At 72.2% G+C, this 16,743-nt stretch carries 14 protein-coding genes; 12 read left to right on the forward strand and 2 right to left on the reverse strand.

Annotation, left to right across the window (positions count from 1 at the left end):
- Positions 1–13: 13 nt before the first annotated feature.
- On the reverse strand, positions 14–1,231 hold the full coding sequence (locus ACWDN5_RS28725; RefSeq protein ID WP_449678472.1) for an IS481 family transposase: 1,218 nt from the start codon (positions 1,229–1,231) through the stop codon (positions 14–16).
- Between the two features lie 197 nt (positions 1,232–1,428).
- Here ACWDN5_RS28725 and ACWDN5_RS28730 point away from each other — a divergent pair, with 197 nt between their 5' ends.
- The 4 genes from ACWDN5_RS28730 to ACWDN5_RS28745 are packed head-to-tail and all read left to right on the forward strand — an operon-like array spanning position 1,429 to position 5,177.
- Entirely contained in the window at positions 1,429–2,355 is a 927-nt protein-coding gene (locus tag ACWDN5_RS28730; protein WP_449678473.1) for a 3-oxoacyl-[acyl-carrier-protein] synthase III C-terminal domain-containing protein, read from the forward strand.
- Positions 2,356–2,366: 11 nt separating this feature from the next.
- Positions 2,367–3,662: a diaminopimelate decarboxylase gene (lysA, locus tag ACWDN5_RS28735; protein ID WP_449678474.1), complete on the forward strand. Its 1,296-nt coding sequence runs from the start codon at positions 2,367–2,369 to the stop codon at positions 3,660–3,662.
- 4 nt (positions 3,663–3,666) lie between these two features.
- Positions 3,667–4,476 (forward strand): hypothetical protein, encoded by an 810-nt coding sequence (locus ACWDN5_RS28740; RefSeq protein ID WP_449678475.1) that lies wholly within the window; start codon positions 3,667–3,669, stop codon positions 4,474–4,476.
- A 56-nt stretch (positions 4,477–4,532) separates the two neighbouring features.
- Positions 4,533–5,177, forward strand: coding sequence for a LuxR C-terminal-related transcriptional regulator (locus ACWDN5_RS28745; protein WP_086839021.1), 645 nt, complete (start codon positions 4,533–4,535; stop codon positions 5,175–5,177).
- Here the strand turns inward: ACWDN5_RS28745 and ACWDN5_RS28750 are convergent, their stop codons facing one another.
- A complete protein-coding gene (locus ACWDN5_RS28750; RefSeq protein WP_310969866.1) occupies positions 5,178–6,455 on the reverse strand; it encodes a sensor histidine kinase in 1,278 nt (425 codons plus the stop codon).
- 143 nt (positions 6,456–6,598) lie between these two features.
- Here ACWDN5_RS28750 and ACWDN5_RS28755 point away from each other — a divergent pair, with 143 nt between their 5' ends.
- The 8 genes from ACWDN5_RS28755 to ACWDN5_RS28790 all read left to right on the forward strand — a co-directional run.
- On the forward strand, positions 6,599–7,375 hold the full coding sequence (locus tag ACWDN5_RS28755; protein WP_310969867.1) for an ABC transporter ATP-binding protein: 777 nt from the start codon (positions 6,599–6,601) through the stop codon (positions 7,373–7,375).
- Positions 7,375–9,945, forward strand: a complete 2,571-nt coding sequence (locus tag ACWDN5_RS28760) for an FtsX-like permease family protein (protein WP_449678476.1) — start codon at positions 7,375–7,377, stop codon at positions 9,943–9,945. Before ACWDN5_RS28755 ends, ACWDN5_RS28760 begins: the two co-directional genes overlap by 1 nt.
- A 106-nt stretch (positions 9,946–10,051) precedes the next feature.
- Positions 10,052–11,734, forward strand: coding sequence for a phytoene desaturase family protein (locus ACWDN5_RS28765; RefSeq protein ID WP_449678477.1), 1,683 nt, complete (start codon positions 10,052–10,054; stop codon positions 11,732–11,734).
- 89 nt (positions 11,735–11,823) lie between these two features.
- Positions 11,824–12,102, forward strand: coding sequence for an acyl carrier protein (locus tag ACWDN5_RS28770; protein WP_310969870.1), 279 nt, complete (start codon positions 11,824–11,826; stop codon positions 12,100–12,102).
- Between the two features lie 3 nt (positions 12,103–12,105).
- Entirely contained in the window at positions 12,106–12,723 is a 618-nt protein-coding gene (locus tag ACWDN5_RS28775; protein ID WP_449678478.1) for a DUF2786 domain-containing protein, read from the forward strand.
- Positions 12,720–13,916, forward strand: coding sequence for an acyl-CoA dehydrogenase family protein (locus ACWDN5_RS28780; protein WP_449678479.1), 1,197 nt, complete (start codon positions 12,720–12,722; stop codon positions 13,914–13,916). The genes ACWDN5_RS28775 and ACWDN5_RS28780 overlap by 4 nt, the downstream gene beginning before the upstream one ends.
- A complete protein-coding gene (locus ACWDN5_RS28785) occupies positions 13,907–14,872 on the forward strand; it encodes a pyridoxal-phosphate dependent enzyme (RefSeq protein ID WP_310969873.1) in 966 nt (321 codons plus the stop codon). The genes ACWDN5_RS28780 and ACWDN5_RS28785 overlap by 10 nt, the downstream gene beginning before the upstream one ends.
- Positions 14,872–16,743, forward strand: a 1,872-nt coding sequence (locus tag ACWDN5_RS28790) for a condensation domain-containing protein (protein ID WP_449678480.1), incomplete at its 3' end; no start/stop codon positions are given. The genes ACWDN5_RS28785 and ACWDN5_RS28790, both read left to right, overlap by 1 nt.

Consider the following 16,743-nt stretch of genomic DNA (forward strand, 5'->3'; position numbering starts at 1 on the left):
GGACGGGTCTGTTTCAGGACTTCGCGGACAGTTTGTGGTTGGTGAGGGGTTGGTAGCGTACCGATCTGTCTAGTGTGAGCTGGCGGGCGACCGTGTCGTCGATCATGATGGTGACGCGGTCGCCTTGCCAGTAGAGGCTGGCGGTGCGCCCGGCCCAGGAGCGTCCGAGGACGATGGAGCAGCCGGAGAAGGCGAGCACGCCGGTGGCTGAGACTGCTCGGGTGGTGACGCCGCTGGGCCGGCGCGGGCCGGTGGCGGGGGTGGCTTTCGGGCGGGCGTCGTAGCGCTGCTGGGGTGTCTGCCCGTCCAGGCTTTGGTGGCGGCGATGGTTGTAGATCTGCCGGTATTGCTCGAGTAGTTCTTGCAACTCGGTGAGGGTGTGGGCGGGTGGTCGGGCGGCGAGCCATTTCTGCAGGGTCTGGTGGACGCGTTCGTTCTTGCCGCAGGTCTGCGGGCGATGCGGGGTGGCCGCAATGCTGGTGATCCCGAGGGCGGCGAGGTGGCGTTCGAGTTCGACCATCCGGCCGCGGTGTTTGCCGGTGAAGGCCAGCCCGTTGTCCGAGAGCAGCCGCACGGGTAGGCCGTGCCCGGCGAAGGCGTGTTGCAGCGCGGCCCAGGTGTCGGTGGTGGTTTCGCCGGTGGCGGCGTAGGTGCCGACGTCGAGGCGGGAGTGGTCGTCGAGGATCTGGATGATGCAGACCTTCGTGCCGTCGGCCAGGTGGTGTTCCATGCCGTCGATCTGCCAGCAGCCGTTGGGGTCGGCGTATTCGAACCGCCGTCGGGTCCGGGGTTTCTTGCGGGGTTGCGGGGTGATCTGGCCGTGGGCGCGCAGGATCCGGTGGATGGAGGCGCGGGAGGGCACCGGGGTGAGGCCGGTGTCTTCGAGTCGCCAGCGGATGGAGATGGGGCCGTTGTCGAGGCCTTGGTCGGCGAGCTCTTTGCGGGCGCGCAGCACCGCCTCGGCCACCTGCGGCCCGAACGCGGTCGGGTGGCGGTGCGGGGCGGTGCTGTGGTGGGCGAACCCGCTGGCGCCTTCGGCGCGGAAGCGGGTCAGGTATTTGTAGAAGGTGTCTCGGGACAGGCCGTGTTCGCGGCAGAACCGTGCCACGTTGATCTTCTCGCCGTGAGCGGCCCGAGCGACCGCGGCGACGAGCTCAGGATCCATCGCAAACCCTGCTCTGCCCATCGAGGCATGGTCACCGTTGATGCTGTGGTGGCCATGCCTCGACAAGCCAGTCAGTGTCTGTGAGGTCCCGAGACATCAACTGTCGGCGATGTCCTGAGACTCAACAGCGGGTTCTAGCCCGCCTTACCACTCACGACCGGCCGGGCGCAGGTCAGCACGCCGTCAGTGGGCCGTCAGCGTTCCTCGCGATCCTTGGTGGGTCCGAGAACCGGTGGCGAACCCCGATGGGAGTTGACCGCGCGATGACTTCGCTGGTTGCGGTGTCCACCTACGTGCCGACGACCGTGCCGATCGAATCGCTGCAGGACGAACTGGGCCTCGACGCCGGGCAGGTGCGCCGCTTCCGGCGGATGTACGGCCTCGACCGGGTCTGCCGGTCCGACGAGTCCGAAGCGGACATGGTGCTCGGCGCGGTCAGCAAGCTCGATGCCCTCCGCGGCCGGGAAGAACGCGTGCGGTACGTCGTGCGCGCGAAGACGATGCCGGCCGCGAACCCGTACCCCGTCGACCCCATGGTCGACGTGCGGGAGGCGCTCGGGCTCACCCACGCGGCCCTCTTCACCCTCACCGACCATGCCTGCGCCTCCGGACTGCTCGCCGTCGACCTCTGCGGCACGCTGCTGGCCGCCGACGGCGATCCCGACGCGCTCGCCCTCGTCCTCACCGGGGAAAAGGCGTTCACCCGCTCCGCGCAGGTCATCCCCGACACCGCGATCATGGGCGAGGCCACCGCCGCGGTCCTCGTCGGCCCCGGCGAGGACCAGGACACGCTGCTCGGCTACGCCACCACCACGCTCGGCGGCCCGGGCGGCGAAGTCATCCTCGACGACGAGCAGGCCGCCGAATTCCGGCAGATCTACCCCGGCGCGGTCGCCGACGTCGCGCTCGAAGCCGTCGCGGCGGCCGGGCTGAGCGTCGGCGACATCGATCTCGTCCTGCCGCACAACGTCAACAAGATCTCCTGGGTGCGGGCGAGCGCGGCGCTCGGCATCCCGCGCTCGAAGATCTTCCTGCGCAACGTCGGGCTCACCGGGCACTGCTTCTGCGCCGACCCCTTTCTCAATCACCACACCGCGAACGGCCTCGGACTCATCGCGCCGGGCGCCTGCTACCTGATGATTTCCGTCGGCCTGGGGTCGACGTTCTCCGCCATGGTCTTCCGGAAATGAGGAGCGCTGCAATGAGTGTCGAATTCGAGATCTCCGGCGTCGGCATCGGGGAGCTCGCGGAGCGTTACGGCACCCCGCTCTTCGTCTACGACGGCGACGAACTGGGCGGCCGGCTCCTCGGCCTGCGGGAGCGACTGCACCCGCGCCTGGAGATCTTCTACTCGCTCAAGTCCAATCCGAACATCTCGGTGTGCGCGCTGCTGCACGCCCACGGCGCGCGGGCCGAAGTGTCGTCGATGGCCGAGCTGATCACCGCCCGGCGGGCCGGGGTCGCCGGCGAGGACATCATCTTCCTGGGCCCCGGCAAGAGCTCGTCGGAACTGGCTGCCTGCCTGGACGAACGCGTCTACACCGTCGTCTGCGAATCGTTCGGCGAACTGCAGCTGCTCGACGACCTCGCGCGGGAACGCGGCATCGAGGCACGCGTCGCCCTGCGGGTGAACCCGAGCTTCGCGGTCAAGGGCTCGGGGCTCACCATGGGCGGCAAACCGCGCCAGTTCGGCATCGACGAGGAGCAGCTGCTCGCCGCGACCGACCTCGCCGACCGGCACCCGCACCTGCGGCTGATGGGCGTGCAGGTCTACATGGGCACCCGGATCCTCGACGAGGAACCGATCGTCGAGAACACGCGGCGCATCTTCGAGCTCGCCGAACGCGTTTCGCGGCAGCTGGGTTTCCCGCTGGAGATGGTCGACGTCGGCGGCGGCCTCGGTGTCGCGTACTTCGACGGCGAAAAGGACCTCGACCGCGATCTGCTCGCCTCGATGCTGAACCCGGTGATCGACGAGTTCGCGCAGCGGCACCCGGCGACGCGGCTGGTCATGGAGCTCGGCCGGTACCTGGCCGCGACGGCCGGCACCTACGTCGTGCGCGTCCGCTACACCAAGACGTCGCTGGGGCAGAACTTCGCCGTCGCCGACGGTGGCACGAACCACCACATGGCCGCCGTCGGCATCGGCTCCTACGTCAAGCGCGACTTCCCGATCCGGCTGCTCAACCGGATCGACGAGCCGGCCACCGAAACCTGGCAGATCACCGGGCCGCTGTGCACGCCCAACGACGTGCTGGCCAAGAAGGCCGCGCTGCCGCCGGTCCGGGCCGGTGACCTGATCGGCGTCACGCGGTCCGGTGCCTACGGCCCGACGGCGTCCCCGGTGCTGTTCCTCAGCCACGGCTACCCGGCCGAGGTCATCGTCCACAACGGACAGCACTACCTGGTCAGCGAGCGGGACGAGCCCGCGGACCTGTTGCGGCGCCAGCACCTGCACGAGTTCGCCGCGCCGGTCGCGGTGGGTGCGGAGCGCTAGGCAGATGTACCGCGCGTCCGCGACCACCCTGTCCTCCGCGCCCGCGCCGGGGCTGCAGCCGTTGCCGCTGCGGCTGGCGCTGGCCATCCGGCGCGAGTTCGGTCCGGGGGAGCGCGCCATCGACGTCCCCGCGCTGCACCGGTACTTCGCCGACCTCAGCCGCGGGCACGACATCGGCTTCCGGCCCGACCGGGTGACGCGGGCGCGCGGCAACCCCTTCCTCGAGATGGCCCGCGAACTGCTCGCCGGGCAGCTGTCAGGCGAGCGGATCGACCTCGCGATCGTCGCCCACGCGGCGCCCGAGTTCGACCCGCGGCTGTCGGCGCCGGTGAACCTGACGGCCGTGCTGCCCGGCCACCCGCTGGTGTTTTCCGTTTCGGGGCAGGGAAGCCTGGCCCCGTTCACCGCGCTGCGGATCGCCGGCTCGTACGTCCGGCGCCACGGCTACCGGCGCGTTCTGGTCCTGATCATGGACCAGGGTGTCACGCCGTACGACACGCCGGACCGGATCGGCGACGCCGCCGTGGCCTTGCTGTTCGAGGCGGGCGGCGGCCGGACGGTCCGCGTCGGCTACGAACCCGAAGCGACGCTGGACGCCGTTCCGGAACTCGAGCCGGCGGAGACGGTCGTCATCGGCCCCGGGCTCGCCGGGCTGGGCTCCTGGCCGGACGCGGTCGTCGCCCCACCCGAATTCCCGTGCACCGGCCTCTGGGCACCGCTCGCCGACGGCCCGGCCGCCGGTCCGGTGGTGCTGGCCGACCACGACCCGCGCCGCGGTGCGCTGGGGATCTGCGTGGTGGCCGAGTCCGATTGACGCGGCCCTAAGATGGGCGTTGGTCGTGGTCGGGTTCGGAAGCGGGGGACGGACAAGTGCGCGTGGTCATCGGAGAAGACCAGTTCCTGCTCCGGGACGGCCTGGTGCGGCTGTTGGAAGCGCACGAATTCGAGGTCAGCGCGGCGGTCGACAACGGGCCGGACCTGCTGGAGGCCATGCTGCGCGAACGGCCCGACATCGCGATCGTCGACATCCGGCTCCCGCCGTCGTTCACCGACGAAGGCCTGCGCGCCGCCATCGAAGCGCGCCGCCGCATCCAGGGTTTCCCAGTGCTCGTCCTTTCGCAGTACGTGGAACGGCTGTACGCCGACGAGCTCCTCGCGGACGGCGAGGGCTCGGTCGGCTACCTGCTCAAGGACCGCGTGTTCCACGGCGACCAGTTCGTGGACGCCGTCCGCCAGGTCGCCCTCGGAGGCACGGTGATGGACCCGGACGTGGTGACCCGCCTGCTGACCCACAACACCCGCGACGACCGCCTGGAACGGCTCACCCCCCGGGAGCGCGAGGTGCTGAAGCTGATGGCCGAAGGCCGGTCCAACAGCAACATCGCGGGTGAGCTGGTCGTCTCCGAGAAGGCCGTTTCCAAGCACATCAACAACATTCTCGCGAAGCTGAACCTGCCCCAGTCGGAGGACGCCAACCGGCGGGTGCTCGCGGTGCTGGCGTACCTGAAGCACTGATCAGGGTTCGAGGCCGCAGGGGATTTCGATGGTCACCATGGTCGGGCCGCCGAGCGGACTGAGGATGGTGATGAAGCCGTCGATCGGGGCGAGGCGCTTTTCGATGCCCCGCAACCCCGAGCCGCCCTCGGTGTTCGCGCCGCCGCAGCCGTTGTCGCTGACGTTGATCACCAGACGGCCGAACTCGTAGTGGACGTTGATCGCGCCGCTGTCCGCGCCCGAGTGCTTCATCGCGTTGTTCAGCAGTTCGGACACCGAAAAGTACGCCGCCGTCTCGACCGCCAGTGACGGCCGGCCGGGCAGGTCGATCGTCGTCTCGATGCGCAGCGGGTTTTCGATCGCCAGGGTGCGGATCGCGTCCGCGATGCCGCGGTCGACCAGCACCGGGGGCTGGATGCCGCGGACGAGGTCGCGCAGTTGCTGCAACGCCTTGGCCGAGCTGTTCTTCGCCTCGTCCATCAAGGACCGGGCGGCTTCCGGGTGGGAATCGAGCACGCGCATGGCGGCGTCGAGCGTCATGCCCATCGCGACGAGGTGGGTCTGGGCGCCGTCGTGCAGGTCGCGCTCGATGCGGCGCAGCTCGGTCGCCTGCGAACCCACCGCGTCGTCGCGGCTTTCCGCCAGGTGCTGCACGCGGTTGGTCAGCCGGGTCACCTCGGTCGGGGACAGCAGCGTGGCCGCGAGCCGCGCGTGCAGCTTCAGCAGGTGCGGTGCGCTCCACAGCGCGAGCGGGAAGTGCGCCAGGCCGAGGATGGCCGCGAACCAGGCCGTCGGCTGGTCGTCCACCGGGAGCACGACGTACCAGCTGCCGAGCCACTCGGCCGCCTCCGTGCCGACCAGGAACGGCATCGTGAGCCCGCGGATCCCGTGCAGGATCAGCAGAAGCGGGGTGAGGGTGAGCAGGATGCCGAGGGAGCTGTCGACCAGCAGCCACAGCGCGTCCCGCCAGTTCGCGCGGTCGCCGAGCAGGTGGTGGCAGCGGCGCAGCGGCGTGCTCCCGGCCGGCTCCGGCAGGTACGGCGAGGCGATCCGCACGTCCGACCACGCCGCGGCCGACGCGCGCACCCGGTCGGTCAGCGACCGCATCAGCAGCACCGCCGGGGGCAGCATGAACAGTCCCACGCCCACGCCGATCAGCGAGGCGGCGGTGACCACGACGACGAACATCACGAGTTCGGTCACCGCCACCACGGCCAGCGCGCTGCCGCGCACCGTCGCCAGCCCGCCGTCGCGCAGCAGCGACCGCGTCATCGTGGCGACCGGGCTTCCGCTAGTCATGGCGCCATTATGCGCAGGCCGGGCCGCGTTCCGCGGTAGTGCTAACCCCCGCAAACTTCCGCTCCCTAGCACCCTCGGAAACCGGCCCGCGGCTTCGTAACGTGGTCGCGGTAAAGATCGAAGGACGCGCAGGGGAGCCGCAGATGTACCAGCAAGGCGACACGGCCGAAGTCGTGCGGCTGCTGTCCGTACGCAAGGCGTACGGCAAGGACCGGGCGCAGGTACTGGCACTGGACAACGTGACGGCGGGGTTCGCCGGCGGCACGTTCACCGCGGTGATGGGGCCGTCGGGGTCGGGCAAGAGCACGCTGCTGCACTGCGCGGCCGGCCTGGACAAGCCGACGTCCGGCTCGGTCGTGCTGGGCGGCACGGACCTCAGCGTGATGCGCGAGGTCGAGCTGACCCGGTTGCGGCGCGACCGGATCGGCTTCGTCTTCCAGGCCTTCAACCTGCTGCCTGCGCTCGACGTCGAGCAGAACGTGACGCTGCCGCTGCGGCTGGCGGGCCGGCGCGCCGACCCGGCGTGGGTGCGCCGGGTCATCGAGCAGGTCGGCCTCGGTAAGCGGCGCGACCACCGGCCCAGCGAGCTCTCCGGCGGCCAGCAGCAGCGGGTGGCGATCGCCCGCGCCCTCGTCACCCACCCCGAGGTGATCTTCGCCGACGAGCCGACCGGCGCGCTCGACACGCGCTCGGCCCAGGAAGTGCTGAACCTGCTGCGGGAGGCGACGAGCGTGGCCCGGCAGACGATCGTGATGGTCACACACGACCCGGTGGCCGCCTCCTACGCCGACCGCGTGCTCTTCCTCGCCGACGGCCGCGTCGTTGACGAGCTGCGGCAGCCGAACCCCGAAGAGGTGGCCCGCCGGATGACCGGCCTGGTCGCCCGCGCCGAGCAGCGGCCGAGCGAGCTGACGCGCTGATGCTGACCCTCGTCTGGCGCACCCTGCGCTACCGGACCGGTGGCTTCATCGCCACCCTCGTCTCGGTCTTCGTCGGCACCGCCGTCATGCTCGCCTGCGGCGGCCTGATGGAGACCGGCATCCGGACCGTGATCCCGCCGCAGCGCCTGGCCGCCGCGCCGATCGTGGTGGCCGGCAACCAGTCCTACGACCTGCCCACGGTCGGCCACGGGGAGGACGCCTACCACGAGACGGCGACGCTGTCCGAGCGCGTCCGGCTCGACGAAGGCCTCGCCGGCACGATCAGCGGCGTACCCGGGGTCGCCCACGTGGTCCCGGACGTCTCCTTCCACGCCGAGGTGCTCGGCGACTCCGGCGGCCCGTCGGTGCCCGGCACCCAGGCCGGCCACAGCTGGGTTTCCGCCGAGCTGGCGCCCTACCGGCTGACCGAGGGCCAGGCCCCGATCCGCGAGGGCGAGGTCGTGCTCGACTCGGCCACGGCCGGGCGGATCGGCGCGCACGCCGGCGGCGAGGTCGACATCGCCGTCCGCGGGGGCGTGCACTCCTACCGGGTCACCGGCATCGCCGACGCCGGCCGCCGGATGGCCTCCGACGCGGTGTTCTTCTCGCCCGCCGAGGCCGCCGGGCTGCGGTCCGCGGCCGGGCAGGTCGACGCGTTCGGCGTCCAGCTCGCGCCCGGTGCCGACGTCGACGCCGTCACCGCGCAGATCGCCACCGCGGTGCGCGACCAGCGTGCGGTGACGCTGACCGGCGACGCCCGCGGTTCCGCGGAGTTCGCCAAGGCCGCCGGCGACGGCGAACTGCTGATCATCCTCGCGGCCGTGTTCGGCGGTCTCGCGGCGCAGGTCGCCATGTTCGTCGTCGCGAGCACCCTGACGCTTTCGGTGCAGCAGCGCCGCCGCGAAGTGGCCATGCTGCGGGCGATCGGCGCGACCCCGCGCCAGCTGAGCCGGATGATCACCGGCGAGGCGATGATCATCGGGGCGCTGGGGACCGCGCTGGCGATCTTCCCCGGCGTCCTGCTCGGCGACTGGCTCTTCGGACGGCTGACCGGGTTCGGCGTGATCCAGCCCGTCCTCAAGTTCGAGCAGGGCTTCTACCCGGTCGTCGCCGCGGCCGTCGTGGGCCTGAGCTCGGCGTGGGGCGCCGCGTTCGTCGCCGCCCGGTACGCGGGCCGCACCCGGCCCGTGGAAGCCATGCGGGAAACGGCGATCCCCACGCGCTGGCTGACCCCGACCCGGCTGTGGCTCGGCGTGTCGAGCCTGATCGGCGCGGTCGCCTTGGCCTACCTGACGATCACCGTCGTCGACGGCCCGCTCGCGGCGAGCACGGCCGGCCCGGCCGTCACGCTGGTGGCAACCGCCGTCGCACTGTTCGCGCCCGGCCTGACCAAGCTGCTGGTCGGGGTGCTGCGCCGGCCGATCCGCGCGTTCGGCGGCCTGCCCGGCTACCTGGCTTCGCTGAACGCCCGGGCCCGCTGGATGCCGATGGCCGGCGCGGTCACGCCGATCATGCTCGCCACCGGGCTCGCGATCTTCATGCTGTACTTCCAGACCACGGAGGTCGCGGTCGCGGAGAAGCAGTACACCGACTCGCTGCTCGCCGACGCCGTCGTGACGTCGGCGACCGGTGACCTGCCGCCCGATCTGGTCGCCAAGGTGCGGCAGGCACCCGGCGTCGCCGGGGCCACGGCGTTCGTGACCAGCAAGGGCTACAACGAAAAGCCCTCCGACGCGACGCAGGACGAAGACGGCGTGGACCTCACCGGCATCACCGCCGACGGGGTGGCGCGGGCGTGGGGGAGCCTCGTCGAGACCGGCAAGCTCGACGCCCTGCGCGGCACCACGATCGCCCTGCCCGCGGATCTCGCGCAACGGCTGGGGGTCGGCGTGGGCGCCAAGATCGTCATGCGGCTGGGCGACGGCTCCCGGGCCACCCTGGACGTCGTCGCGACGCTGCGGACCACCGCGGCCTCGGCGTCGGCGCTGATGCCGGCCGACACCCTGGCGCCGCACACGGCCGCGGGTTCGGCCGACCGGATCCTCGTGATGGCGCAACCCGGGACGGCGGAAGGCGATCTGCTCGCCTCGCTGCGCGGCCGGGTCGGGGACGTCGACGGCGTGCAGGTGGCCGGCCGGGAGGCGCTCACCAAGGCGTTCCTGGCCGAGGTCCAGGCCAATGCCTGGGTCAACTACCTGATCGTCGGGCTGCTGCTCGTGTACGCCGCCATTTCCATGGTGAACACGCTGGTGATGGCGACGGCGGACCGGCGCCGGGAGTTCGGGCTGCAGCGGCTCATCGGGTCGACGCGGGGCCAGGTGCTGCGGATGATGGCCGTGGAAGCGGGGATCGTGGCCGCCATCGGCGTCTTCCTCGGCACGCTGGTCGCGGCGTCGATGCTGGTGCCGTTCAGCGCGGCGGTGTCGGACAGCCTCTTCCCGTCCGGTCCTTTGTGGATATACCTGGTGATACTCGGGCTGGCCGTCGTGCTGACGGTGGTGGCCACCTGTGCGCCGACGTGGTTCACGTTGCGCACCAGGCCGTCGCCTTCGACGCTCGCCCCTGAATAGGTGGCCTCGGGCGGGCCGGAACCCCCAGAGAGGCGCTGACGAACTCTCCCCCGGATTGTCAGCGCGCGGTCAGCCCGAGGTCACCGCCCCGGCATAGCGTCGGGGCGTGAACACCGAAGAGAACGCCGCCGGGCGCTGGGACGCCATCGTGGTCGGCTCCGGGATCGGCGGGCTCGTCTGCGCCGGGTACCTGGTGGCGAGCGGGATGCGCGTCCTCGTGCTCGAACAGCACGACGTCGCCGGCGGCAACAGCCACGTGTTCCGCCGCCGCCGCGCCTACCAGTTCGACGTGGGGGTGCACTACCTCGGCGACTGCGGACCGGACGGCCTGCTGCCACGGGTCCTCTCGGGTCTCGGCCTGGGGGACCGGGTGCGCTTCCACCCGATGGACCCGGACGGGTTCGACCGGATCGTCCTGCCCAGCGTCACCGTGGACGTGCCGGTCGGCTGGGACCGCTACGCCGACCGGCTGCGGGCCGCGCTCCCCGCGGAGGCCGAGGGCATCACCCGCTACATCGACGTCTGCGCGGCCGTCGCGCGGGCCTGCCGCCAGTCCGCCTTCGCGGCGGCCCCGGCGAAGGTGCCGGCCGTGATGCTGCGCTGGAGCCGCCGGACGCTGGCGCAGCTGTTCGACCACTGCGGGCTCTCGGCCCGGGCGCGCACGGTCTTGGCCGCCCAGTCCGGCAACTACGGGTCCGCGCCGTCCGGCACGCTCGTCGTCGCGCACACGATGATGCTCGACGACTACCTGCGCGGCGCCTATTACCCGGAGGGCGGCGGGCAGGTGATCGCCGCGTCGTTCGTCGAGCTGCTGGAGTCGCACGGCGGCACGCTGCTCACCCGCACCCGGGTCGAGGAGATCCTGGTCGAAGGCGGGAAGGCGGCCGGTGTCCGGCTGACCGACGGCACCGAACACCGCGCACCGGTGGTCGTGTCCAATGCGGACTACCGCCGCACCGTCCTGGAACTGTGCGGTGGCCGGGAAAACCTGCCCGAACCGGTGGTGGCCCGCGCGGAGACGGCGACCATGCGCCTCCCGCTGGCCGTCTGCTACGTGGCGCTCGACCGGGAACTCCCGCTCCCCAGCGCGAACATCTGGTACTGGCCGGACGAAGACGTCGACGCCGCCTACGCCCGGGTGGAAGCCGGCTGGCTCGACGAGCTGCCGTTCGCGTTCCTGTCCTTCGCCTCCCTCAAGGACCCGGTGCCGGGCTCGGCGTGCCCGCCGGGGCACATGAACTTCCAGATCATGACCGCCTGCCCGCCCGGGTACGCGCACTGGGGACTCACGGACGGGCCCGCGCACGGGGCGCGGTACCGGCGCGAACCCGGCTACCTCGGCGCGAAGAACCGGCTGACCGAACAGATGCTGGACCTGGCCGAGGCCGCGATCGGGCCGTTCCGCGAGCACCTCGTGCACGCCGAAACGTCGACGCCGCTGACCCAGGAGCGCTACACGCTCTCGACCGGGGGCAGCGCGTACGGCCTGCACACCTGGGGCCGGGTCGGGCAACGGCCGGATATCGATTCGGGTGTCGAGGGTCTCTACCTGACGGGCCAGAGCATCTTGCACGGTGGCGGGATCGTCGGGGTCGCGACCGGGGGCGCGCTGTGCGCCTCGGCGATCCTCGGCCGGCCGGTGCTCACCGATGGCGCCGGCGGGGTGCTGGGGAATCCCGAGCTGCTCCCGGACCGCGAGCCCGGCTGGGACCCGCTGCGCACGTCCCGGGGGCTGCGGCGGCGCGAGGCCCGCGGCCTCGCCCTGCTCGACCGGGTCGTCGCGGGCTAAGGACTCCTCCGGAAAGGAAAGAACTCGTGGCCCGGTTCCGGGCCCGTGGGCAAGTGCTGCTGTCTTGACGAAGGGAATGGTGAGCGAAAGTGACGGAAACCGTGGCTGGATCGACGGAGGTCCTGGACGACCGCGTGGTCGCGGGGATCTGCGCCGCACTCGAGTCCGTGCTGGAGACGGAGGTCGCCGACCTCGGCCCGGAGACCCGGCTCGCGGACGCCGGCCTCGACTCCACCGGCGTGCTGGAACTGCTGATGCAGCTGGAAGAGGCGCTGGGCATCGAATTCGACGCCGAGAACCTGGAAATGAGCCACTTCGAGTCGGTCGGTTCGCTGGCCCGGTTCGTTTCGGCAGAAATGGCCGCCTGAGCGATGACCACGATCTCGCCGCCGATCACGGCGACCTGGCTGCGGTGCCACGACGCCGCCCGCGAGGTGGGGATGGCCCCGGCGCTGGCGGTGCTGCACGCGGCCCTGCCTGCCGGGGAACCGGTGTTCGGCGCCGGCGGTACCGCGGTCCTGCCGGCCGGGCCGGTGGACGGCGACGTGCTCGTGGTCCGGACGGCGGAGCTGCCCGGCGGCCCCGTCGTCCTGGTGCGGACGCACCGGCCCGCGGGCCACCCCGGCCAGGTCCTGGCGACCGGGTCGGTGTGGCTGCGGCTGGGCCTGTCCGGCGCCCTGCTCGACACCGGGCTCGCCTACCTGGGCGGGCGGCGCAGCGGCGACACCACCCTGCTGCGCCGTCAGCTGGTCCAGGGCGCCGTCGCCGAGGCGCTGACCGGGCAGCTCGAGGTGCGGGCGTTCCTCACCGCACAGCCGGCGGGCCCGCCGCCGGAGGCCCTGGCCTACCTGCACCGGCGGCTCACCGGCACCGACCGCGTCCTGCTGCGCCTGCTGGGCGCCGCGGGGTTCGTCCGCGGCGGCGCGGGCGAGGTCGCCGACGTTTCGGAGCTGCTCGCGGGGGCCTACACCCCGGAGGTCGCGGCGTGACGGCGACCGTGCTCGACGAACGGCTCGAAGCACTGCGGGACGCGGCCCGCGAGTGGGGGACCGAGTTCCGCACCGCGGGCGCCGGCCTCGACACCGACCCCGACGGGGTCGGCGAGCTCCTGGACCTCGGCGGCGTCCGCTGCCTCGCCACCATGCTCGTCCCCGAGGAGTTCGGGGGCGCGGGCCTGCGCCTCGGGCCGCACCGGTTCCACGGCATGACGGCGATCGAGCGGACGGTGGTGCTCGAAGAGCTCGCCCGCGGCGACGCCGGCCTGATGCTGGCCAGCCCGGGCGCGTCGATGTCCGGCGTGCTCGTCGACGTCCTGGCCGACCGGGAGCAGAAGGAGTGGTTCTACGGCCGGCTCCTGGAGCGGCCGACCTGGACGTTCTTCGCGCTCACCGAGCCGGACCGGGGCTCGGACGCCACCGCGCTGGAGACGGCGCTCACGACGTCCCCCGACGGCGGCCCGCACCGCCTCGACGGCCGCAAGAAGTACGTCGGCAACGCCGCGCGGGCCGCCCTGGGGGTCGTGTTCGCCCGTACCGGGCCCGGCCCGCTGGGCGTGACGGCGGTCCTGGTGGACACCACGGACCCGGGCTTCCACGCCGAGCCGCTCGAATCGCTGGGCCTGCGGGCCGCGCGGATCTGCGAGCTGACCCTGGACGGCGTCGCGGTACCCGCCGAGCGCGTGCTCGGCCGGGACCGCTCGCCGGCCCGCCGCGGCATGTGGGCGTGCGTGCAGACCTTCAACCGGCTGCGGCCGGGCGTCGCCGCGATCGCGCTCGGCATCGCCGCGGCCGCCCACGACTACGTGCGCGCCGAAGGCGGCCGGCTCGACGAGCTGGGCCGCCGCATCGACGGCGTCCGCCACCTCGTGCACCTGTCCGCGATCGAGGTCGACGCCGACGGCTCCCGCGGCCACCTCGCCTCGGCGGCGAAAGCCGAAGCGTGCCGGCTGGCCGAGGACGCCACGCTCGAAGCGTGCGGCTTCTTCGGGCCGCGGGCCCGCTGGGACCACCCGGCGCTGGACAAACTGGCCCGGGACGCGCGCGGCGTCGAGTTCATGGAAGGCGCCGGCAACATCCAGAAGCTCACCGTCTTCCAGGGGCTGCTCGCCGGCAAGGTCGGCCGGGGCGAGCCCTTTCCCGCGCACGCCGGGAAGTCGTCGACCGGAGGTTCGTCGTGCGGGTGATCACCAGGCCGGAGGAGTTCGACGTCACGGACCTGTACGTCGACCTCAGCCACCTCGTGGACCGGCGGGTCCTGATGAAGTGCGAGGGCTTCAACTTCGCGCGCTCCAGCAAGCTCAAGCCCGCCCTCGAAATGGTGACGCTGGCCGAGCGCGCGGGCGTGCTGCGCCCGGGCTCGACCATCGTCGAGACGTCGTCGGGCAACCTCGGCGTGGCGCTGAGCCTGGTGGCGGCCAGCCGCGGCTACCGGTTCGTCTGCGTCACCGACCCGCGCAGCACGCTGCTCACCCGGCAGCTGATGCAGAACCTCGGCACCGAGGTCCTGGTCGCCCCGGACCCGGCCGCGGGCCTGCGGCTCGTGCGTCGGCTGTGCGCGGAGAACGCCGGCTACACCTGGCTCGACCAGTACGTCAACGCGGGCAACTGGATGGCCCACTTCCGCTCCACCGGCCCGGACATCCTGCGCACGGTGCCGGACCTCGACGTGCTCTTCGTCGGGGTCGGCTCGGCCGGCACCCTCACCGGCTGCGCGCGCTACCTGCGCCAGGTCCGGCCGCAGGTGCGGATCGTCGCCGTCGAGTGCGTCGGCCCCGGCCCGCGGGCCGCCCGGCGCAGCACGGCGGTGCGCACCAGCGTCCGGTTCCCGGTCATCGACATGTCCCTCGTGGACGATCTGGTCCGGGTCGACGAGGCGGCCGCGATCCGCGCGTGCCGGCAGCTCGCGCTGAGCGGCTTCCTGCTCGGGGGCGGCTCCGGCATGGTGCTGGCGGGCGCGCTGGGCTGGCTGGCGGAGAACGACGCGGCCACGGCGGTGGTGATCTCGCCCGACCTCGGTGACCGCTACCTGGACACGATCTACCAGGACCAGTGGGTCAAGGACAACTACGGCCCCGAAGCGCTGCTCGACGGCGCCGAACCCGAAACCCCGTACGCCAAAACACTCTTCGAGGTGCCCTGATGACCGCGGTCGACGCGTTCCTGCCCCTGTCCACCGCACAGACCGACGTCTGGTACGACGAGCAGCTGTCCGGTGGCGGCCTCGCCTACGCGATGGCGGACTACCTGGACATCACCGGCCCGCTGGACGTCGGCGTGTTCCGGACGGCCCTGCGCGCGCTGGCCGACGAAGCCGAGTGCTTCCGCGCCCGGTTCGTCGAGGTCGAGGGCGAACCGCGGCAGCTCATCGAGCCGCTCGACAAGCTGCCGATCCGGTACCCGGACGTCACCGGGGAAGCCGACCCGGAGGCCGCCGCCCTCGACTGGATGCACGAGGACATGCGGCACCCGTTCTCCCTGGAGGACTTCCCGCTCTTCCGCGGCGCGCTGATCAAGGTCGGGGAGCGGCGGCACTTCTGGTACCTCACCACTCACCACCTCATCGGCGACGGCTTCAGCGCGGCGATCTGCCACCGCCGCCTGGGCGAGCTCTACAACGCGCTGCTGGCGGGGGAGGACCCCGGACCCACCGCGCTGCCGCCGTTCCGGCTGCTGCTCGACGCCGACCTCGCCTACCAGGACTCGCCGCACCGGCTGCGGGACAAGGAGTTCTGGGGACGGCACTTCGACACCACGCCCGACCTGGTCAGCCTGTCCGGCAAGGAACCGGCGCCGGCCCGCGGCTTCCTGCGGCGCACGATGGTGCTGCCGCCGGAGACGGCGAAGGCGGTGCGCGAGGCGGCCGCGGCGGCGAAGGTGACGTTGCCGACGTTCTTCATCGCCGCGATGGCGGCCTACACGCAACGGCTTTCGGGCATCAAAGACCTGCTGCTGACCGTCCCGGTCGCGGCGCGCGCGGGCGTGCGCTCGCGGGCGACCCCGGGCATGGTCGCGAACTACCTGCCGCTGCGGATGGTGGTCGAGCCGCAGACGACGATCGCCGAGCTGCTGGCCCAGGCGTCCCGGGAACTGGCCGCGACCCTGAAGCACCAGCGCTACCACGTCAACCAGATCCGCCGGGACATCGGCGTGCGCAGCGACGAGCGGCGCCCGTTCGGCGGCCCGTTCGTCAACGTGCTCCCGCCGGAGCCCGGCCTGCGGCTCGGCGAGTGCCGCACGCGCGTGATGAACCTGTCGACCGGGATCACCAACGACCTTTCGCTGACGGTGCTCGACGTCACCGAGGACATCATCGAGATCCACCTCAACGGCAACCCCGATCTCTACGACGCCGACGGTGTCACCGCGCACCTGGAGCGGCTCGCCGGGTTCGTCGGCCGGCTCGCCGAGGCCGATTCCTCGGCGGTGCTCGGCGCGGTCGACGTCGTGTCGGCGGACGAGCTGGGCGGGCTGCTGGCGGCCGGGGTCGGGGCGGCCGGGCCGGTCGGGGCCGACGTCGTGGCGCGGGTGTGCGAGTTCGCGCTGGCCTCGCCGGACGCGCCCGCGGTGGCCGACGGTGGCGAGTGGGTTTCCTACGGCTCCCTGGCGGGCCGGGCGAGTGCCCTGTCCCGCCGCCTTGCCGCCCGGGGTGTGGTGGGCGTGCTGGCCGACCCCGGTGTCGGGTTCGTGTCGGCCGTCCTGGGAGTGCTGTGGTCGGGCTCGGCGTTCGTGCCGCTGGACGCCGGGATGCCGGTGGCCCGCTTGGCCGGGCTGCTCGCCGACGCGGGCGCGAACGCCGTGGCGGTGGGCCCCGGGTACGAGGAGCTGGCCACGGAAGTCGTGGCCGCGGCCGGCGGCGGGGCCGAGGTCGTCGTGCTGGACGACGCCGAAGACGCCGAGTGGGCGCCGGTGTCCCGCGATGACGCCGGTCTGGACCTGGCGTACGTGATCTTCACGTCGGGGTCGACGGGCCGTCCGAAGGGCGCGATGGTGCACCGCCGCGGCATGGTGAAC

It is taken from the genome of Amycolatopsis sp. NPDC003731, from assembly GCF_053586895.1.